This is a genomic window from Anaerococcus sp. Marseille-P9784, from assembly GCF_902500265.1.
In the GTDB taxonomy this organism is placed as follows: Bacteria; Bacillota; Clostridia; order Tissierellales; family Peptoniphilaceae; genus Anaerococcus.
In genome coordinates this window covers 439,502-460,419 of record NZ_CABVOZ010000001.1, presented here as the reverse complement: position 1 = coordinate 460,419, position 20,918 = coordinate 439,502, and the positions used below count along the sequence as shown (strand labels likewise).

The following is a 20,918-nucleotide window of genomic DNA, read 5'->3' as shown; positions in this document are numbered from 1 at the left end:
TTATGGAAATTAATAAAAATCGTAAAACAATAAACCTAATAGCAGGTTTGATAATCGGTGCCATAGCCGCATTTTTGGTAAAAAATGGCAACCCTGGTAACATGGGCTTTTGCCTTGCTTGTTTCTGGAGAGATATAGCAGGAGCAATCGGCCTACACTCAGCAGCAAAAGTTTCATACATTAGACCAGAAATTATAGGCTTTATCTTAGGAGCTTGTATAATGGCTAATATCAAAGGAGAATTCAAATCTAAGGGAGGATCTGCTCCAATTTTAAGATTTACTCTTGGATTTACCTCAATGATAGGTGCCTTGATGTTTTTAGGTTGCCCACTTAGACTAATACTTAGACTTGCAGGTGGAGATGCCAATGCAATTGTCGGCTTATTAGGTTTTATTTGTGGTATAGCAATCGGAGTATACTTCCTTAAAAAAGGATTTTCTCTAGGACGTGCTCATGATCAAAGCAAAATTGCCGGATATTTTATGCCAGCATTTATGGTTTTATTATTAGTATTTTTACTTGTTAAACCAGAATTTATAGTATTTGCAACAGAAGGACCAGGATCTAAACATGCTCCAATTATAATGTCTATAATAGCAGGATTAATCGTTGGATCCTTATTCCAAAGAACAAGACTTTGTACAGCAGGAGCATTTAGAGATATAATTTTAGTAAAAGATAATACCTTATTTATGGGAGCTCTTGGAATTTTTATCGGTGCTTTAGTAATGAACCTAGTATTTGGCCAATTTAAATTTGGCTTTGCTGAACAACCAGTAGCTCACAGCAATCACTTGTGGAATTTCCTAGGAACACTATTGATGGGATTCTCATCAGTATTAATGGGTGGTTGCCCAATTAGACAAACAGTATTATCAGGTCAAGGCGATAACGATGCAGCAATTACAGTAATAGGATTAATCATAGGAGCTGCATTTGCTCACAACTTTGGACTAGCATCAAGCCCAGAAGGTCCAACAGTTAATGGAATGATAGCAGTAGCAATTTGTTTTGTAATAAACTTACTAATAGCAAGTATGTCAAAAAGGAGTAATGCATGAAAGAAGTAGATACAAGAGGATTAAGCTGTCCAGAACCAATAATGTTAACCCAAGAAGCAACCCTAACAGGCGAAAATAATATCGAAGTTTTAGTAGATACAGAAGTAGCCAAAGAAAATGTAATAAGATTTCTAGAAAATGCTGGTTACAAAACTAGTGTAAATGAAGAAAAAGATTATTACAAAGTTCTTGGAAATAAATAATAAATAAGCTAAAAAGGTCTTTGTAAATTTTTGCAAGGACCTTTTTAAATAAAATTATCCAAAAAATAAAATTTGTGTTAATATATAAGGGTAAATAAAATTATTGGGATATAGCCAAGTTGGTAAGGCACCAGATTCTGACTCTGGAGATCGTAGGTTCGAGTCCTACTATCCCAGCCAAATATTCAAATTATAAGGAAATTTGTATACGACAAAGCTTATCAGACCTATAATTTAGCGTTAATATATAAGGGTAAATAAATTTATTGGGATATAGCCAAGTTGGTAAAGCACCAGATTCTGCGTCTTACGATCGTAGGTTTGCGTCCTACTATCCCAGCCATTTTACTAGATCGATTTCGTCGATCTTTTTTTATATTTATTTTTAGTTTTAATAAAAAAACAATGTAAGAAATCAATTGTCTGTATAAATTTATGTATATTAGCAAAATAAGTCAAATTACTTTGAAATAAATTTATTAGATAAAAATATATTTGACAAAACGTTTTCTTAGAAATAGAATTATATTAAGAACACATAAGGAGGTTTTGATGTTATTTAAGACTACAGATGAGCATGAAGCTCTACGTAAAAAAGTTAGAGCATTTGCAGAAGAAAAAGTAAAACCTATTGCTTTTGATCTAGATCAAAAAAATGAGTTCCCAGATGATATTGTAAAAGAAATGGGAGAACTTGGATTTTTGGGCATACCTTATCCTAAAGAATACGGTGGCCAAGGTCTAGATGTTTTAAGCTATGCTATTACAGTAGAAGAATTATCTAGAGTAGATGGTGGTGTTGGTGTAATTTGCTCAGCACATACATCTTTAGGAAGTTACCCAATTTTCGCCTTTGGTACAGAAGACCAAAAACAAAAATATCTTGTTCCACTAGCAAAAGGTGAAAAAATCGGTGCTTTTGGTTTGACAGAAGAAAACGCTGGTTCAGATGCAGGTGGTACAGAAACAACAGCAGAACTTGATGGAGATAGATATATCCTAAATGGTAAAAAAATATTTATCACCAACGCTCCAAAAGCTGATATTTATGTTGTATTCGCAGTTACAACTCCAGGTATAGGAACCCATGGTATTTCTGCATTTATCGTAGAAAAAGGTATGGAAGGATTTACATGCTCTGATCACTATGATAAATTAGGTATTAGATCATCATCTACAGCAGAATTACACTTTGACAATGTAAAAGTTCCAAAAGAAAACTTACTTGGCAAAGAAGGTCAAGGCTTTAAGATAGCTATGGCAACTCTTGACGGTGGTAGAATTGGTATTGCTTCACAAGCATTAGGTATTGGTCAAGGTGCTTACGAATCAGCTCTAGCTTATGCTAAAGAACGTGAACAATTTGGTATGCCAATAGCTCACTTACAAGCAAATACATTCAAACTTGCTGATATGGCAACTCAACTTGATGCTGCAAGACTTATGATTTACAGAGCTGCAGAACTAAAAGAAAATCATGAAAGATATTCTGCAGAAGCAGCTATGGCTAAACAATTTGCTTCAGATCTTGCTATGAAGATTACAACAGAAGCTATCCAACTTTACGGTGGTTCTGGATTTATCAAGGGTGTTGATGTTGAAAGATTCTTTAGAGATGCAAAAATTACCCAAATTTATGAAGGAACTAACGAAATCATGAGAGTTGTTGTCGGTGCAAACACAGTCGGACGTGCACCCAGAGTCCAAGCAGTTGGAAGAAAATCAAAACAAGGTCCAATTGCAGGGATCAGAAAAGGGGAGATCTTTGAAGGAGATCCTAAAGAAGCGGTTAAAAATTTAGTAGCAGCTTTAAAGAAAGATGGATACGACTTTACAGTTGGTATAGATCCATGGACACCAGTTACAGAAGCTGAAAGAATAGTAGTTGCAGGTCGTGGTATTGGTGAAAAGAAAAATATGAAATTAATAGAAGATCTTGCTTACCAAGCAGGAGCAGCTATTTCTTCATCAAGACCAGTAGCAGAAACATTAAAATATGTCCCACTTGATAGATACGTTGGTATGAGTGGTCAAAACTTCAAAAATAACCTATATATAGGCGTTGGAGTTTCAGGCGCTGGCCAACACTTAAAGGGAATCCGTGATGCATCTACAATAGTTGCAATTAACAACAGCAAAAATGCACCAATCTTTAACAACTGTGATTATGGTATAGTTGGGGACTTTGCAGAAGTTTTACCATTACTAATCAAAGAATTAGATAACGGCGAAGCTAAGAAACCTGCTCCACCAATGAAGAAAGTTAAGAGAAGCAAACCTCGTAAGATGGCACCAAAAGAAGATATTTATCTTGACTTAGGTTCAGGTTATGAATATAACCCAGAAATCGGTGATCCAACACAAGGAATCGAACCAGGTACACCATTTGACAAATTGCCAGATAGCTGGGTATCACCAGTATCAGGTGAAGCTAAAGAAGAATTCATCAAATTTGAATTCCCAGAAGATAGAAAGTAGGGATTATGTATACAGTTAGAAAAGTAACAGATGACTTATATTATGTAGGTGGGGATGATAGAAGACTAGCCCTATTTGAAAATATTTTTCCAATACCACAAGGCGTATCATATAACTCCTACCTATTAATGGATGAAAAAACAGTTTTAGTAGATGCAGTAGACTGGTCAATTACTCGTCAATATATAATCAACGTTAGCCGTGTACTTAACGGACGTGACCTAGATTATATGATAGTTAACCACATGGAACCAGACCACTGCTCATCAATCGAATTGATGCTTGAAAGATATCCAAATCTAAAAATCATTTCTTCTGAAAAGGGAGTAATGTTTATGAGACAATTTGGTTATCACGTAGATGATAGATATATAGAAGTAAAAGAAGGCGATACCATGAACTTTGGTAAGCATACACTTGCTTTCGTAGAAGCTCCAATGGTTCACTGGCCAGAAGTTCTAATGACATTTGATGTAACAAACGGAGTATTATTCTCAGCTGACGCTTTCGGTTCATTTATCGCTAACAACGGTAGATTATTTGCCGATGAAGTTGATTGGGATCGTGATTACCTAGATGAAGCTCGTCGTTATTATACAAATATCGTTGGTAAATATGGTACATTCGTACAAAAAGCTCTAGCAAAAGCCGGCGGACTTGATATAAAATACATCTGCCCACTTCATGGACTTGTATGGAGAGATAACTTTGGTTATATCTTAGACAAATATACACATTGGGCAACCTATGAACCAGAAGAAGATGGTGTACTAATTGTATATGCATCTATGTATGGTAACACAGAATTTGCAGCTCAAGCACTTGCATCAAAATTATGTGAAGCAGGAATTACAAATATCAGCCTAAGAGATGTATCAAGCACTCACGTATCTACACTAATAGCAGAAGCTTTCAAATACTCAAACATAGTTCTAGCATCAGTAACCTACAACCTAGGAATTTATCCACCAATGCTTAACTTCCTAGAAGATATGAAAGCACTTAATGTTCAAAACAGAGCAGTTACAATTATAGATAACGGAACATGGGCTCCACAAGCAGCAGAAAAAATGGAAGCTTTCATAGACAACGAAATGAAAGTAATGGATGTTCTTCCAGAAAGTCTAAACATAGTAAGTTCACTAAAAGCAATGAAAGAACCAGAAATGGATGCTATTGTTGAAGGTATCAAGGACTCTATGAAAAAACGTAAAGAAGAAAAGGCAAAAGTAGCTGCACAAAAAAAACAATCTAAATAATAGATAATAAAAATGCCAGTAAGGGAAAAGCCCTCAGCTGGCATTTTTTTGCTTAAAACAAAGTTTATTATATTAATCGATTTAGAAAGATCTATCATTTTCTAAATTATATAAAAATCAAATTGCAAATTTTGCTGCATTTGATATATAAGAAGAAATTCTTTCCATAGCAGTTAAGGTCTTTTCAAAGATCAAACCACTTTCTGGATCGCAAGTTTTATCTCTCATCCTTAACATATGGTTGTTTCTGTAGATATTAACATCTTTTTGGATTTCTTCGTTAGAATCACGCATCTGTTTTACAATACCTACACTATCAATATCGCCAATGATAGCATCAAACATTTTAAGAATAATATTATTTAGGCCATCAAGTTCCTTAACTGCATCATCGGTAAAAATCATTTTTTCCTCAGACTTTAATTTTGCAACATCGGCAATATTTTTGGAGTGATCGCCAATTCTTTCAAGGTCCCTAGATATTCTTAAATATGATGCAAAGTGAGCTGAAATTTCTTCGTTCATAGACAAACCCAAAGAATCTATAATAAAGGCTGAAATTTCCTTATTAAGATAATTTATAACTTGCTCTCTATGAAAAATCTCATCGTATATATCTTCATCAAATTTATACAAAAGAGCCATAGCTTCTTTGTAATTTTGGTTGATAAGCTCAAGCATTCTATTAATTTCTGCCCTAATATCTGTAAATGTTGCTGAAGCATCTTTTACAATATGCTTGTTGATAAATTGAAGACTCATCTCTTCTTGTTCCTTATCAACTCCAGGAATTAACTTGAATGAAAGATCTGCAAGTTTTCTTGAGAAAGGGAAGAGAAGTACGCTTGTAGCAATATTAAATAAGGTGTGAAGATTTGCTATTTGTGCTGCTGGAACATCCCTTGAAAAACTTTTAACAATTTCATCGATAGGTATAAAAAACGCTATTAGTACGAAAACAATTGTTCCAATAATATTAAATAAGACGTGGACAAGAGCGGTTCTTCTTGCGTTTTTTGATGATCCGATAGAGGATAATACTGAAGTTATACAAGTTCCAATGTTAAAACCAAATACAATGTACATGGATGATCTTAAAGGAATAACTCCCTGATTAGCAACAGCCTGCAAGATACCCAAAGATGCAGAAGATGACTGTATAATTGCAGTAATAGTTGTACCGGCCAAAACTCCAAGTATTGGATTTTCAAACTTAGTCATCAAAGTTATAAATCCAGGATATTCTCTTAAAGGCTCCATGGCCTTACTCATAAATTCCATACCCATAAACAAAAATCCAAGACCCATTACAGCTTGACCAACGTATTTGATTTTTTTCTTAGAAGAAAAAGTATTTTGCAAAAATCCTACAAAAGCAATTATAGGTGCAATTTGAGAAACATTCAAGGCAACAAGTTGACCAGTAACGGTAGTACCAATATTTGCCCCCATTATTATTCCAACTGCTTGATAAATAGTCATAAGACCTGCATTAACAAAACCCACTACCATAACTGTAGTAGCAGAAGAGGATTGAATAATAGCAGTTACAAAAGCACCAACAAGAATGGCCTTAAAAAAATTTGAGGTCATTTTTTCAATTACAACACGTAGCCTATCGCCTGCAACAAGCTCAAGACCACCACTCATCATTTCCATACCGTATAAGAACAGGGCAAGACCGCCCAAAAGTTCTATAAAATATTGAACCGACATAAGTCCTCCGAAAAATATTAGGCAAAAAAATATTTAAGAAATTATGATAAAATTTTTCTAATCATAAAATTTTAAAACCTACATCTATTTTACAAGATATAAGAAAAATATTCAAAAGATAATAACAATCAATTATATAAAAATTTCATTAAGAAAAAATTATGGATTTATGAAGAAAAAGTAAAATTTGCAAAAAAAAAAGAGCTCATTACAAGCTCTTTTCTTATGATGTTATTAATACGCTTTTTACTAGACCGTCTTTAACAGTGATTACAAGGCCAAGTCCTGAGTTTTTTACTTCCTTATAAAAATTGTTAAATTCTTCAAGAGTTTTATAGTAAGTAGGATTTGCCATGCCTCCACCTGATAAAAATTCAGTATTTTCATCGATTTTGAAAGTATAGCTATTATTTTCTAATTCTTCCAAATTTTCATAATCTTTAGGATCTACTTGATAATCTATGGAACCTTTAACTGTAAGCTTTCCTTCTTCTGCAAGGATGTCATATACACTTGCTGTTTGAAGTTCAGCTTCTCTTTCGCCATTTTTCTCACTCATCAATGAAGATGAGTAAACGCCGTCTTTTTCTTTTGAGTTTTTGTCTAAAGCTTTACTAGAATCTTTTTTATCGGTTGATTCTTTCTTATCGGCAGTATTTTTATCTTTATTTTCTTTACTATCTGATTTTTTTACTTCAATGGTAGTAGTTTTATCAGCTTCATCATCTGTTTTATTTTCTTTGCTATCTGTATTTTCCATATCGTTATCGTTATCAGCCTTAGATTCTTCTACTATTTCATTAGTATTGTCATCGCTATTTTCTACTTGATCTGTGTTTACTTCTGGGCTTGTTTGTTGGGAATTGTTGGAAGTACAAGCTACAAGTGATAAACTTAATAGAGCAAGAACCATAGCTTTATTTAGTGTTTTTATTTTCATAAATTCCTCCTTCTAATATTTTACCACCTTTAATTATTTAGTAAATTTAATTGGAAATGAATTAGTTTGTTTTTTCGGAAGCGTCAATTTCCATATCGTCAGCATTTTCTATATCAAGTTCATAAACTGCTTTACCATTTTCTATAGAAAGTTCCCATTCCTTGACATAAGCATTTTCTTTGCCTTCTAAGGCCTTGGTAATCACATCATTAGGATCTTTTAATAGAGTAAAATCTAAAACTTCTTTGTTTTCATTTTCTACTTCGCTTTTGGATTCTACAATATCTCCAGTATTTGCATCAATTTTTGCCTCATATTCCTTATTATCCAAAAATCCTTCTATCTCATAATAGTATTTGTCGTTATCCTTATCAAGTGAAAGGCTTGTGATTCCAATATCGCCAACTCCAAACTCTAGGTCAAAAGCTTTTTTGGCATCGTCAATACTAAGACTTACTTCAGGGTATAGGCTATTATTTGCTACTTTTTGGTCTTTGGAATTATCATTTTCCACTTCAATTACTTGTGTCGAATCTGTATTTTCATTTGTACTATTTGGACTTTCACTTACGCTACAGCTTGCCAAAAGAAAACTTGTAGCCAAAATTAGTGAAAATAATTTTTTGTTTTTCATAATATCTCCTTATATTTTTATTTATTTTCAGAGTGATTTTCTAAAGTTATTTAATATGATTATACTATAAATTTATAAAATCACAATTTTCGTTTTTTAATTAAAAAAATAGTAGACAGCTAGTGACTAATAATTATAATTTTAATTTAAAATAAAAGGAAATTATTAAGTTTTATACAAATTTAACAAATCTTGTAATATAATTAAGAAAAAAGGAGGTAAATATGCGTGTTTTAGTTGTTGAAGATGATTTAGATTTGATAGAACTATTAGCCGAAGGTCTTACAATGTATGGATATGCAGTTGACAAGGCTTACGATGGCGAAGAAGCAATTGATATGGCCTATGTGGAAACTTACGATGTCATAGTTTTAGATATTAATTTGCCAAAAAAAGATGGTTTCCAAGTCTTAGATGAGATTAGAAAATTTAACCAAGAAGTAAATATAATAATGCTTACGGCAAGAAGTGATATAGACGATAGGGTAAAGGGCTTAGATTATGGAGCAAATGATTATATGGTAAAGCCTTTTGATCTAAAAGAGCTAGATGCAAGAATGCGTGCGCTTTTAAGACGCAAATCTGTAACTGAAAACACAATCTTAAAAGCTGGTTCTTTAAGCTTTGATACAACTACGAGAGAAGCTTTTGTCGGCGAAACCAAGGTCAACTTAACTGCCAAAGAAACTGCGATTTTGGAATATTTATTTTTAAATCGTCAAAAATATGTTTCTAGTGAAGAGCTAATCGATCATGTTTGGGATTCAAATGCAGATAGCTTTTCAAATTCTGTAAGAGTTCATATGTCATCTCTTAGAAAAAAAATCAAGGAAATTGACGGAGAAAATAAGATAGAAAATGTAATTGGCAAGGGTTATAGAATTTATGAAGGATGAGAAATTTTATAAATCTATAGTTTTTAAACTCATCAGTTCAGTCGTTATTATTTTTATAGCCATGATTACAATCACAAATTACATGATAAATCAAAAGCAAAATCAAATGACTGATGAATTGCTTGATAATTTCAAACAATGGATGCCAAATTACCAAAACTCCATAGTTGTAACCGTAAATAACGCTCATTTGCAATCATCGGCAGATTTTAAAATTTATACATTTATTGTAACGGTAGTTGTAATTTTGATAGGATCTTTAATATTTTCACTAATAATTTCAAAAATTCTTGCTCCACTTAAAGAGCTTCAAAAAAATATAGGAAAAATTGACATCGATAAGCCAGAAACCTTCGCCGAAAAACTTTTGATAGAAGAAGGTTCAAGCGAAATAGTCGATTTGTCAGAATCTTTTAACAATCTTATGGCAAGAATTTATAGGGATTACAAAAGACAAAAAGATTTTTCTGCCAATGTTGCCCACGAGCTAAGAACGCCAGTTGCTGTTATGAAGGCTCAGGTGGATGTATTCTCTAGGAAAAACCAAGATCCAGAAACCAAAGATTTTTTGGAGAGGATGGATAAGAGTTTAGAAAAACTAAAAAATCTCATAGAAGCGGTACTTTTATTTTCCAAAAACCAAGAAATAAATATAAGCGATGTTTCTATAAATTCCCTAATAGAAGAAATAATTTTTGATCTTGAAGATAAAATATCAGCAAAAAATATAAGTCTAAACTTTCACAAAAATAAGGATATTTGCCTAAAAACTGACGATGCACTTTTGCAAAGATTACTTTTTAATATAATAGAAAATTCTATCAAATATAACGTTGAAGGCGGAAAAATTGATATTTTCATAAAAGATTTGGATGATAAATTACAAATAGATGTAATCGACACAGGAATTGGCATAAGTGATGAGCAAAAAGAAAAAATATTTGATCTTTTTTATCAAGTGGATAATTCTCGTCACAAAGAAGGTTTTGGAATTGGGTTATCCTTATGTAAACAAATTGCTGATTCTTTAAAGGCAAAAATAGAAGTTTCTGACAATTTGCCAAAGGGTAGCAAATTTTCTTTGATATTAAAAAAATCTTAACATCAATTTAACAATCGATTTGCTAGAATAATCTACGAGGTAAGGATATGATAAAAAAAGACAAAAGAATAATTAGCAAGCTTTTATTAATTATCTCTATAGCTTTTGTGGTATATGGAGCTTATAGAGGTGAAGTAAAAACAGTTTTTTCTAAAGCAATCAATCTGTGTTTGGAGTGTGTAGGAATTGGATAAAATAAAAAACATTTCAAGACTAAAAATTCAAGCACTGATGGCTTTGGCTCACAACTTACATATACCTAACTTTTTTAAGGGAAGAATTTATCAAGGCTCTGGTAAAAAAATATGTTTACCAGGTTTAAATTGCTATTCTTGTCCAGGAGCTTCAGGCTCTTGTCCAATAGGCTCAATGCAAGCTGTAATGGGAGCAAAGAAATATAGATTTTCATATTATGTTTTTGGCATAATGGCATTTTTTGGCGTCATGGTAGGTAGACTCATCTGCGGGTTTATTTGTCCAATGGGATTTTTTCAAGATCTCCTCCATAAAATCAAAACGAAAAAATTCTCAACAAAGAAATTATGGCCATTAAGATATGTCAAATACCTAATATTGATTTTTCTAGTATTAGCCCTAGGAATTTTCCTTAGAGATAAATACGAAGTTATTCCTCCATACTTCTGTAAATATATTTGTCCTCAAGGAATTTTGGAAGGAGCAATACCACTTAGCCTAAAAAACCCATCCCTAAGACTTGCCTTAGGCAATTTATTTAAGCTAAAGTCAGCTATTTTGATAGTAACAATAATATTATCAATCTTATTTTACAGACCTTTTTGCAAGTGGATTTGCCCACTTGGAGCATTTTATTCTCTCTTTAACAAATACTCTTTCTATCAAATGGAAGTGTCTGAGGATAAATGTATAAATTGTGGCAAATGTGCTAGAGTTTGCAAGATGGATGTAGATATTAGAAAAAATGACCACCATTTAGAATGTATCAGATGTAACGAATGTCTTAAAGCTTGTCCGACAAAAGCCATATCTACCTATTTTATCAAAAGGAGTAATAATGAAAAAGATAAACAAAATACTAGTATTAGCCCTAATGGGACTAACTCTTGCAAGTTGCAACAATCAAGCAAATAAAGATGCAGATGAAAAAGCAAAAGTAGAAACAAAAGAAGAAATGCCAGCAGAAAATGCTGACAAAAAAGAAGAAACACCAGCAGAAGATGCTAAAGAAGAAGACAAAACCATGGAAGAAACTGAAGGCGAAGTTGCACAACCAGAAAGCGCAAAAAGCTTGCCAGAATTTAAGTCAACAGACCAAGATGGCAATCCTTTTGGTCTAGAAGATATTGCAAAAAATGATGCAACAGTAATAAATCTATGGTTTACAGGATGCTCTGCTTGCATAGGCGAAATGGATGAATTAAACAATGTAGCAGATGATCTTAAAAAAGAAGACGGAGTAGACTTTATCTCTATGTGTACAGATGTAAACTACGACGAATCAACCAAAGAAGCTTATCAAAGAATAGTAAAAGAGAAAAAGCCAACTTACAAAGCACTAGCAGTAGAAAATGATGGAGATATGAAAACATACCTAGAAGGAATCTTCGTATATCCAACAACAATAGTAGTAGACAACAAAGGAAATATAATTGGCGATCCAGTAGAAGGAACCCTACTAGAAAAAGATCAAATAGCAAAATTAAAAGAAAATATAAAAATGGCTAAAGAATCTTCACAAAAGAACAAATAATAATTGCGTCCTACAGGACGCTTTTTTATTTGCCAATTTTGGGTAGAAATATTTAGAGGTGCTTTATGTATTTTGAAGATTATGAAGTAGGACAAATTTTTGATAGGGAAATTGAGTCTGCTATTTTGACAGAAGAAGAGATTATAGAAAATGCTAGTAAGTATGATCCAAGGGATATTCATTGTGACAAAAACTTGGCTGAAAAATCAAGATTTAAGGGGATAATTTCTTCTGGAATTTTTTCTATTATGACATTTTGGTCAAAGTGGGTTAAAACTGGCATTGATGCTGACGGAATGATTTGTGGGGTCAGTATTGAAGGGGCAAAGTGGTTAAAAGCTGTTTATCCCAATGTAAGATATGATATAAAAGTAAAAATAGTAGATAAAAAAATTAGAAAAGAAAATATTGATGGCTTTGTGACTTACCAAATGACAGTAGAAAATCCAGAAAAAGACTTAGTTTTAGATTTTCTAGTCACAGGCTTGGTGAAATGTAAAAGAAATTCCTAAGAAAAATCATAAATGATCGATGAATTTTGCTAAATTAATTTTATGAATGAATGTTCTTAAAAAATTTTGGCGAAAAATTTTATTTGTTGTAAATATGAGATATAATATAGGAGCAAAGGTTTACATATAAATTCAATAAGGAGAGCTTATGGGAGCTTTTAAAAAACTTGGACTTGTTCCAAAATTAATTATTGCAATTATTCTTGGTATCTTAATTGGTAGATATCTACCAGTTGGAGTTACTAGATTATTTGTAACATTTTCTAAGATCTTCGGATCATTTTTATCATTCATTATCCCACTAATGATTCTTGCTTTTGTAACTAAAGGTATTGCAGACCTAGGAGAGGGAGCTGGAAAATTATTGGGCATTACAGTACTAATTGCCTATATTTCAACTTTGGTAGCAGGAAGTTTATCTTACATTATGTCTAGTAATATTTTCCCGAAATTTATTACTACAGCACAAGTAGATGCCATTACGGCAGCAGAAGGTAAAACCTTGGATCCTTATTTTAAAGTTCCAATTACACCGTTTTTTGATGTAACAGGTGCATTGATTTTTGCCTTTATGATGGGTATAGCTATTTCATGGTTACGTAAAAACAACAATGGTGAAGTACTTTATAAGGCAGTTTCAGAATTTAATATTATTATTACTAGAGTTCTTGAAGTTGCAATAGTACCAGTTCTTCCATTTTTCATTTTAGGCAATTTCGCAGAAATGAGCTATAGCGGATCAGTTTTCGCAGTATTAAGTATATTCTGGAGAATCTTCCTATGCATAGTAATCCTACACCTATTATATGTAACAGTAATGTTCTTGGTATCTGGATCTTACACAGGAAAAAATCCTTTTGCTATGCTTAAAAATGAAGTTAGAGGTTATATGACAGCTATAGGTACTCAATCTTCAGCTGCTACAATTCCAGTTAACTTACAATGTGCAAGAAATAACGGTGTTAGCCGTGAAATTGCTGATTTCGTAGTTCCATTGGGAGCGACAGTTCATATGCCTGGATCTATGATTACAATTACAGGTTGTACTTTTACAATCCTTTATATGTATAATCTTCCACATTCATTTGGACTAATGTTATCATTAATAGCAACTTTAGGTGTTGCTATGGTAGCTGCTCCTGGAGCACCAGGTGGAGCTGTTATGAGTGCACTTCCATTTTTACCAATAGTTGGAATTGCACCAGAATCAGCAATGGCAAGTTTATTAATTTCACTTTATCTAACCCAAGATTCATTTGGTACAGCTGCCAACGTATCAGGCGATGTTGCCATAGCAGCTGCTGTAGATAAATTCTACAATAAAGTTATCTTAGGTAATAAAGATTGGAAAGCCGAACCAGTGGTAACTAACCCACAATAGTAACTAGAAACCTTTGCAAGAATAAATAAGAGGGGTTTAAAACCCCTTCTATTTTATGAACATAATAAAGGAGATAATATGCCAGTAAATGCATCTATTTTTGATATAATTGGTCCAGTAATGGTTGGACCGTCTAGCTCTCATACCGCAGGAGCTTGTAAAATTGCCAATATTGCTAAAAAAATAGCTGACCCAGGATTTAATGAAGTTGATTTTTACCTTCATGGATCATTTGCCAAAACCTACAAGGGTCATGGAACTAACAGAGCCTTAGTAGGTGGGATACTAGGATTTGGTCCAGAAGATGATAGGATAATAAATTCCTTTGAATATGCCAAAGAAGCAGGAATTTCTTGTAATTTCATACCGACAGATTTAGGAGACGTTCACCCTAATACTGTAAAAATGGTTTTTAAATACCCGGAAGATAAAAAAGATATAGAAATACAAGGCTCATCAATCGGTGGTGGAGCTATTGTAATAAATAAAATTTATGGAAATCCAATTGAATATTATGCCAAAAGACCAACCTTGTTTATGTCTTATGGCGAACAAAAAGGTATAATTGCCTTTGTGTCAAATGTGCTTTACAACAATGGATACAATATTTATGAGATGAAAACCATCAAAGATGGCGATAATGTAATGCTAGTTTGCCAATTAGATGAACCATTAACAGATGAAATTATTGAAACCATAACAAAGGGTAAGAATTTTACCTTTATTAAGTATTTAGGATAGGAAAATTATGTTAACAACACTCGAGTTATTAAAACAAAGATGTGAAAAAGAGAACTTATCACTTTGGGAATTATCTGTAAAAGATGAAATTGAAAGTACCAAAGTTAGCGAAGAAGATATATTTAATAGACTTCAAAGAACCCTAGATGTAATGAAAGAATCATCGCATCAAGCTCTAAAAGTCCCAGTTGTATCAGTAACAGGTATGACAGGTGGCAATGCCAAAAAAATGAACGATTATTTTCTAAGTGGTGATACAGTTCTTGGAGATACAGCTGCTAGAGCCATGGCTATGGCCTTATCAACAAGCGAGGTAAACGCAGCCATGGGTAGAATTGTAGCTGCGCCAACAGCAGGATCTGCTGGAATACTTCCAGCAACTTTGATGACTATGTATCATAAATACGGTTTTGATGATAGAAAATTAATGGAAGCTATGCTAGTTGCCACCCAATTTGGCCAAGTTATCTTTGACAATGCAACATTTGCAGGAGCAGAAGGTGGTTGCCAAGCAGAAACAGGAGCTGCAAGTGCTATGGCAGCAGCTGCAGTTTGTTATCTTAGAGGTTACGACATTCATATCCAAGAAAATGCGGCAGTTTGTGCCTTATTAAACATCTTAGGATTAGTATGCGACCCAATTGGAGGAATGGTAGAATTTCCTTGCAATATTAGAAATGCCAACGGAGTAATGAACGCCCTTGCAAGTGCAGATATGGCAATGGCAGGAGTTAAAGTTTTTGTAACATTTGATGAAGCTGTCGATACCCTAAAAAGAGTTGGAGATAGCCTTCCAGCAGGACTTAGAGAAACAGGCGAGGGTGGAGTTGCAGTTTGCCCATCAGCTTTAAGACTAAGAAAAAAATACATCGACGGAAATGTCTAAGATTAACAAACGCCTTGAGTTATGAACTGACCCCCAAAAGTTAGACCTAAAAACTAACTAACGGAGGTCAGTTTTTTAATGGCAAAATATAGCACAGAATTCAAAATGAAAGTAGTAAAAGAATATTTAGAATCAAACATCTCATATAAATCTTTATCAGACAAATATTGCATACCATCAGAAAGCGTAGTGAAAAGCTGGGTAAATGCATACAAATCACAAGGCTATGAAGGACTAAAAGTAAAAAGAAAAAATACACAATATACTTTGGAATTCAAGTTAAATGTAGTAAACTTGTACTTAACAGGAGAAATGTCCTATCAAAGCCTAGCAAACAATCTTAAAATCAATAATCCATCAATAATCACCCGATGGGTCAATGAATATAGAGAAAAAGGAATTGAAGGACTTAGATCTAAAAAGAGAGGAAGACCTTCAAAAATGCCAAAATCCCCAAAGAGATCAAAAGACACTAAAATAGAATCATCAGCAAACATAACTAATTTAGAAAATGAATCATTAACACAAGCACAACTAAAAGAAAAGATAAAGAAATTAGAAGAAGAAAACTATTGGCTTCAATTAGAAAATGATGCAATAAAAAAAAAGATAGAATTGTCTCAAATGACAGATACAGAAATAAGACAATTGCTGAAACAATCAAAGTCTTAAGAGATAAATACAAACTAAAAGACTTGTTAAAATACTTTAACATTGCCAAATCAACATACATGTATTGGCAAAAACGCTTAAATAAACCAAATAAAGATCTAGAATTAGAAAAGAAAATACTTAAAATAAGAAAAGACAATCCAAACTACGGCTACAGAAGAATAACAGCAATGTTAAAAAGATCAGGACTGATAATAAACAAAAAGAAAGTACAACGATTAGTTCAAAAGTTAAAACTTCAAGTAAAAAGCTATTCAAGAAAAACAAGAAAATACTCATCCTACAAAGGACAGGTAGGAAAAATATCAGACAACAAAATAAAAAGAAACTTTAAAGTGGAAACACCATACACACAAATAACAACAGACACAACAGAATTTAAGTATTTAGAAAAAGATAAAACAGGAACATATCAAATAAAGAAACTCTATCTAAACCCATACCTAGATATGTACAACAGTGAAATACTTAGCTATGAAATATCAAAACACCCAACAATAGAACCAATCTTAAAAGCCTTAGACAAAGCAATAGAGGTAACTAATAAAAATAAAGAAAAAAGAATATTCCACTCTGATCAAGGCTGGGCATACCAAGTAAAGCAATACACATCAAAACTAGAAGAAAATGACATCACTCAATCCATGTCAAGAAAAGGAAATTGCTTAGACAACTCACCAATGGAAAATTTCTTTGGGATATTAAAACAAGAAATATATTACGGAAATAAATTCTATTCATACGAGCACTTAAAACAAACAATTGAAGATTTCATAAAATATTACAACGAAGAAAGAATAAAAGAAAAATTAGGATACTTATCACCAATAGAATACAGAAAGAAGAATGCAGCATAAAAATTTCCTACCCCTAGGGGTAGGATAGGACAAAGAAATACCAGGGCTAGTTTAGTTCTAACTCTGGTATTAGGTCCAACTTTGTGGGGTCACCTTATTATTCAAGGCTTTTGTTTTATAAAAAATTATTTTTCTTGGTAAATTAAAGTTTCTTGATGGGAAAAATTTAGCACTATATCCTTATTTGGATTTACTAATAAAGATAAAACTCCAGGTTCTTTTGTCCCCATACTTGTATCAATTATTACTTTTCTATAAGGCTTAAAGCCAAGATTTTCTTGCATTTTTTTTGATCTTTTATTAAAATCAAAATATCCAGCTGTAAGAAAATCTAAGTTCAATTCATTAAATAAATAATCTATAAGAGCTTTGATGGCCTCGCTCATAAGACCCTTAGACCGATAATCTTTGCTTAAAACAGCTCCCAACTCTCTGCCATAATAATTAGAAAATTCTGTATATTTATCCTCAAATCCATATTTTTTAACAACTAAAGATCCAATCACCTTGTTATTTTCTTTGTAGACTAGGGCAAAAGTTTTATCTGATTTTATTAAAGATTTTAAAATATTCAAAGACTCTTCCTTATTTTCGTGATGTTTCCAACCAGCCATTTCGCCTACTCCATCTACACAAGTGTAAGCAAAAAAATCGTCCAAATCGCAATATTCAAAAGCTCTTAGAATAAGTCTATCACTTTCTATAACTTTGCCATTTATCCTAAAATCAGCGTTCATTCTTTTCTCCTCATACTTTTTGGTGATTGTACTATATAGGTAAGATTGATAAAAGATATTATTCTATGTTTATATGATTATCTTTGTACCAAGGTAGATCCGCCTTTTGCTAGGCTTTCTATCTCCTCTTTGGTCACTATATTTGCATCTCCAGGAATTGTGTGTTTCCATACGCTTGTTGCTGTTGCGAATTCTAGGACTTCTTGAAGAGGTTTTTCATCTAATATCCCACTCATAAGTCCTGTGGTAAAGGAATCGCCACCACCAACCCTGTCTACTATGTCAAATTCGTATTCTTTGCTAGTGTAGAGATTTTTGCCATCGTAGAGTTTGGCTTTTAGGCTGTTATGATTTGCTGACTGGCTTGTTCTAAAGGTAGATGCTGCAATTTTTAAATCATATTTCTCTACCATTCTCTTTAGTAGGTTGATATGTTCGTCTGGGTCTAAATTTTGGTCGATTTCTAATAATATATCTGGGGTAAATCCTATCACAATATCTGCATATGGCAATAGTTTTGACATTACTTGATCTGCTTTTTTCAAGCTCCACATTTTTGCTCTGTAATTTACATCTAATACAATTTCGATATTTTTATTTTTTGCTTTTTTGAGAGCTTCTTCTGTGATTTGGGCAAGGTTATCGCTTATAGCAGGTGTAATTCCTGTTACTAAGAACATATCCTTGCCTATAAAAATCTCATCCCAGTTAAATTCATCGGATTTGGCTGATGAGATAGCAGAATTTTTCCTATCATAGATTACCTTGCTTGCTCTGACAGAAGAACCAGTTTCTAGGAAATATAAGCCTAGTTTTTCTCCGCCATAGACTACATAGTTGGTGTTTACCCCAAATTGACGTATAGAATCTATTGCTGCATGACCTAGGGCATTATCTGGAACTTTTGTGACAAAATATGAGTCATATCCTAGGTTTGCTAGTGCCAGAGCAACATTTGCCTCTGCACCACCGTAGTTTATGTCAAAATTTCTTGCTTGTAAAAATCTTTGGTAATTAGGAGGGGATAGTCTCATTAGAGCTTCCCCAAATGTTACAATTTTTTTCATTTATTTCCTACATTCTGCGATTTTTGCTAGATATTTTTTGGATTGTTCCACTATTTCATCGTGGCTGCCTTTTACAAGATTGGATCCAGCACCTACTGCATATACTCCAGCGTCAAACCAATCTTCGATATTTTCAAGGCTAACTCCACCTGTTGGCATAATATTTGCTTGTGGGAGTGGTCCGTGTATAGCTTTTACATAGCTTGGTCCTGGAAGAGAGCCTGGGAATAGCTTGATTAGATCAACTCCGTATTCTAGGGCTTTTGTCATTTCTGTAAATGTCATGCATCCTGGCATATAAGGTACTTGGTAAAGATTGCACATTTTAGCAACTTCTTCGCTAAATCCTGGAGATACTATAAATTTTGCTCCATTTAATATTGCTAGTCTTGCTGTTGTAGCATCCATCACAGTTCCAGCTCCAAGAGTTGCTGTATCTGGGAGTTGGTCCTTAAGCTCCTTGAATACGTCTAGGGCATTTGGTATTGTAAATGTTACTTCTAGAATATCGATGCCACCATCAATAAGAGCCTTGCAATAACCTAAGGCTTCATCTTTAGAATTTCCCCTAATTACGGGTACGATTCCTAATTCGCGAACTCTGTTTAGTACTTGATATTTTAACAAAATAGCCTCCTATAATTTGATAATATTATTTGCGTTATTAAAGCATATATCTTCTATCATTTGGCCAAGGAATTGTTCATCCCATGGATATTCACCGTCAGCAACAATTTGACCTACAAACCTACATAATAATCTTCTGTAGTATTCATGTCTAGGATATGATAGGAAGGATCTGGAATCTGTAATCATACCGATTGATTTTGCAAAGGCACTGGTTGCTGACATTATCTTCATCTGTTCAAGCATTCCTTCTTTGTGGTCAAGATGCCACCAACTTGGTCCAAGTTGAGCGGTTAGGACGCCTTCAGCATTTCCTCCGTTAAATGAACCTGCTATTGTCGATACTGGGTAGAATTCAGCTTCATTTAGTGGGAAAATAATAGTTCTTGGCAGACCATTTATCTTTTCAATCTCATTTAGGAGATTTGCTAGATTTTCTGCGTAGTATTGGTCGTTTGTAGCATCTCCACCCACATCGTGGCCTAGCTTTTCTTCTAACTTAGTAGAATTATCACGAATAACTCCTATGTGAAGTTCCATAGCCCAGTCAAAGTCCTTATAAATTTTACCTATCCATATCATAAGACTAGTTTTGTAGGCATCTTCTTCTTCGATAGAAAGTATTTTGCCTGTAAGTTTTTTCTTTATAATCTTGTCAATTTCCTCATCACTTGCCTTTTCAAATGGCACGTATTTGAAGGCTTGATCGCTTGCAGCACATCCTTTTTCTTTGAAAAATTCCATTCTCTTATAAAGAGCATCTTTCAAAGTTTTAAAGCACTTGATATCTACCCCAGATACTTCTGAAAGCTTTTTGATGTAGGCACCATAGTCTTCTTTTTCTATGGCAATAGCCTTATCTGGTCTAAAGGCTGGTTTGACTAGAGTCTCAAAAGAATCGTCTTTTTCAAGCAAATCGTGGTAGTTAAGGTCATCAATTGGATCGTTAGTTGTACATACGGCAGCTACATTACTCATTTTGATAAGTCCACGTGGCCTAAAATCATCTGTGGCCAATTTTTCATTGGCAATCTTATAAATTTCCTCAGCTGTATCTTGATCTAGGCAATAGTCTATGCCAAAGTAGTTTTTAAGTTCCAAATGAGTCCAATGGTAGATAGGATTGCCTATTAAGTATGGCATAGTAGCAGCGTAAGCTTTGAATTTATCAAAGTCATCTGCATCTCCAGTTATAAGTTCTTCATCTACACCAACTGCTCTCATAACTCTCCACTTGTAGTGGTCACCGCCAAGCCAAGCCTTTGTAATTGATTCGATTTTTTCGTTTTTATAAATTTCTTCAGCTTCAAGATGGCAGTGCCAGTCAAAAATTGGCATATTTTTGGCGTAATTGTGATATAGAGTCTTGGCGTATTCAGTATTTAATAAAAAATCATCTGTTAAAAATTGTTTCATT

At 33.4% G+C, this 20,918-nt stretch carries 22 protein-coding genes and 2 tRNA genes; 17 read left to right on the top strand and 7 right to left on the bottom strand.

Translation table 11 applies throughout. From position 1 onward, the window contains the following. Positions 1–2: 2 nt before the first annotated feature. From yedE to GAN53_RS02170, 6 genes are all read left to right on the top strand, one after another. Entirely contained in the window at positions 3–1,064 is a 1,062-nt protein-coding gene (yedE, locus tag GAN53_RS02195; RefSeq protein WP_151409375.1) for a YedE family putative selenium transporter, read from the top strand. After that, positions 1,061–1,267: a sulfurtransferase TusA family protein gene (locus GAN53_RS02190; protein WP_151409374.1), complete on the top strand. Its 207-nt coding sequence runs from the start codon at positions 1,061–1,063 to the stop codon at positions 1,265–1,267. Before yedE ends, GAN53_RS02190 begins: the two co-directional genes overlap by 4 nt. 104 nt (positions 1,268–1,371) lie before the next feature. After that, positions 1,372–1,447 (top strand) — tRNA-Gln (locus GAN53_RS02185). 87 nt (positions 1,448–1,534) lie between these two features. Further along, a tRNA-Gln gene (locus GAN53_RS02180) sits at positions 1,535–1,610 on the top strand. Between the two features lie 209 nt (positions 1,611–1,819). Then, positions 1,820–3,745 carry an acyl-CoA dehydrogenase family protein gene (locus GAN53_RS02175; RefSeq protein ID WP_151409373.1) on the top strand — a complete coding sequence of 642 codons (1,926 nt, stop codon included), beginning with the start codon at positions 1,820–1,822 and terminating at the stop codon, positions 3,743–3,745. Positions 3,746–3,750: 5 nt separating this feature from the next. Further along, positions 3,751–5,004, top strand: coding sequence for an FprA family A-type flavoprotein (locus GAN53_RS02170; RefSeq protein ID WP_151409372.1), 1,254 nt, complete (start codon positions 3,751–3,753; stop codon positions 5,002–5,004). A gap of 117 nt (positions 5,005–5,121) precedes the next feature. On the opposite strand, the gene GAN53_RS02165 is transcribed toward GAN53_RS02170, so the two are convergent. The 3 genes from GAN53_RS02165 to GAN53_RS02155 form a co-directional block, all read right to left on the bottom strand. Then, entirely contained in the window at positions 5,122–6,720 is a 1,599-nt protein-coding gene (locus GAN53_RS02165; protein ID WP_151409371.1) for a Na/Pi cotransporter family protein, read from the bottom strand. A 223-nt stretch (positions 6,721–6,943) separates the two neighbouring features. Then, complete coding sequence (locus tag GAN53_RS02160) at positions 6,944–7,660, bottom strand: hypothetical protein (protein WP_151409370.1); 717 nt, start codon at positions 7,658–7,660, stop codon at positions 6,944–6,946. 61 nt (positions 7,661–7,721) lie between these two features. Beyond that, on the bottom strand, positions 7,722–8,294 hold the full coding sequence (locus GAN53_RS02155) for a PepSY domain-containing protein (RefSeq protein ID WP_151409369.1): 573 nt from the start codon (positions 8,292–8,294) through the stop codon (positions 7,722–7,724). Positions 8,295–8,518: 224 nt separating this feature from the next. Between GAN53_RS02155 and GAN53_RS02150 the strand changes: the two genes are divergently transcribed. From GAN53_RS02150 to GAN53_RS02105, 11 genes are all read left to right on the top strand, one after another. Continuing rightward, positions 8,519–9,190, top strand: coding sequence for a response regulator transcription factor (locus tag GAN53_RS02150; RefSeq protein WP_151409368.1), 672 nt, complete (start codon positions 8,519–8,521; stop codon positions 9,188–9,190). Continuing rightward, a complete protein-coding gene (locus GAN53_RS02145) occupies positions 9,180–10,292 on the top strand; it encodes a sensor histidine kinase (RefSeq protein ID WP_151409367.1) in 1,113 nt (370 codons plus the stop codon). Before GAN53_RS02150 ends, GAN53_RS02145 begins: the two co-directional genes overlap by 11 nt. 47 nt (positions 10,293–10,339) lie before the next feature. Then, positions 10,340–10,486, top strand: a complete 147-nt coding sequence (locus GAN53_RS09700; protein WP_192574071.1) for a CD1871A family CXXC motif-containing protein — start codon at positions 10,340–10,342, stop codon at positions 10,484–10,486. Continuing rightward, entirely contained in the window at positions 10,479–11,402 is a 924-nt protein-coding gene (locus tag GAN53_RS02140; protein WP_099320193.1) for a 4Fe-4S binding protein, read from the top strand. Before GAN53_RS09700 ends, GAN53_RS02140 begins: the two co-directional genes overlap by 8 nt. Continuing rightward, entirely contained in the window at positions 11,326–12,021 is a 696-nt protein-coding gene (locus GAN53_RS02135) for a TlpA family protein disulfide reductase (protein WP_151409366.1), read from the top strand. Before GAN53_RS02140 ends, GAN53_RS02135 begins: the two co-directional genes overlap by 77 nt. A 65-nt stretch (positions 12,022–12,086) precedes the next feature. After that, a complete protein-coding gene (locus tag GAN53_RS02130) occupies positions 12,087–12,533 on the top strand; it encodes a MaoC/PaaZ C-terminal domain-containing protein (protein ID WP_151409365.1) in 447 nt (148 codons plus the stop codon). A gap of 148 nt (positions 12,534–12,681) precedes the next feature. Then, entirely contained in the window at positions 12,682–13,914 is a 1,233-nt protein-coding gene (locus GAN53_RS02125) for a dicarboxylate/amino acid:cation symporter (RefSeq protein ID WP_151409364.1), read from the top strand. 78 nt (positions 13,915–13,992) lie between these two features. After that, positions 13,993–14,655 carry an L-serine ammonia-lyase, iron-sulfur-dependent subunit beta gene (gene sdaAB / locus GAN53_RS02120; RefSeq protein WP_151409363.1) on the top strand — a complete coding sequence of 221 codons (663 nt, stop codon included), beginning with the start codon at positions 13,993–13,995 and terminating at the stop codon, positions 14,653–14,655. A 7-nt stretch (positions 14,656–14,662) separates the two neighbouring features. After that, positions 14,663–15,541, top strand: a complete 879-nt coding sequence (sdaAA, locus tag GAN53_RS02115) for an L-serine ammonia-lyase, iron-sulfur-dependent, subunit alpha (RefSeq protein WP_151409362.1) — start codon at positions 14,663–14,665, stop codon at positions 15,539–15,541. 78 nt (positions 15,542–15,619) lie between these two features. Next, complete coding sequence (locus GAN53_RS02110) at positions 15,620–16,213, top strand: helix-turn-helix domain-containing protein (RefSeq protein ID WP_151409095.1); 594 nt, start codon at positions 15,620–15,622, stop codon at positions 16,211–16,213. Beyond that, entirely contained in the window at positions 16,156–17,070 is a 915-nt protein-coding gene (locus GAN53_RS02105) for an IS3 family transposase (RefSeq protein WP_151409096.1), read from the top strand. Before GAN53_RS02110 ends, GAN53_RS02105 begins: the two co-directional genes overlap by 58 nt. A gap of 125 nt (positions 17,071–17,195) precedes the next feature. On the opposite strand, the gene GAN53_RS02100 is transcribed toward GAN53_RS02105, so the two are convergent. The 4 genes from GAN53_RS02100 to uxaC form a co-directional block, all read right to left on the bottom strand. Then, positions 17,196–17,807, bottom strand: a complete 612-nt coding sequence (locus tag GAN53_RS02100) for a GNAT family N-acetyltransferase (RefSeq protein ID WP_151409361.1) — start codon at positions 17,805–17,807, stop codon at positions 17,196–17,198. Between the two features lie 77 nt (positions 17,808–17,884). Next, on the bottom strand, positions 17,885–18,874 hold the full coding sequence (locus tag GAN53_RS02095) for a sugar kinase (protein ID WP_151409360.1): 990 nt from the start codon (positions 18,872–18,874) through the stop codon (positions 17,885–17,887). After that, positions 18,875–19,501: a bifunctional 2-keto-4-hydroxyglutarate aldolase/2-keto-3-deoxy-6-phosphogluconate aldolase gene (locus GAN53_RS02090; protein WP_151409359.1), complete on the bottom strand. Its 627-nt coding sequence runs from the start codon at positions 19,499–19,501 to the stop codon at positions 18,875–18,877. Between the two features lie 9 nt (positions 19,502–19,510). Continuing rightward, positions 19,511–20,917, bottom strand: a complete 1,407-nt coding sequence (gene uxaC / locus GAN53_RS02085) for a glucuronate isomerase (RefSeq protein WP_151409358.1) — start codon at positions 20,915–20,917, stop codon at positions 19,511–19,513. Position 20,918 lies beyond the last annotated feature (1 nt).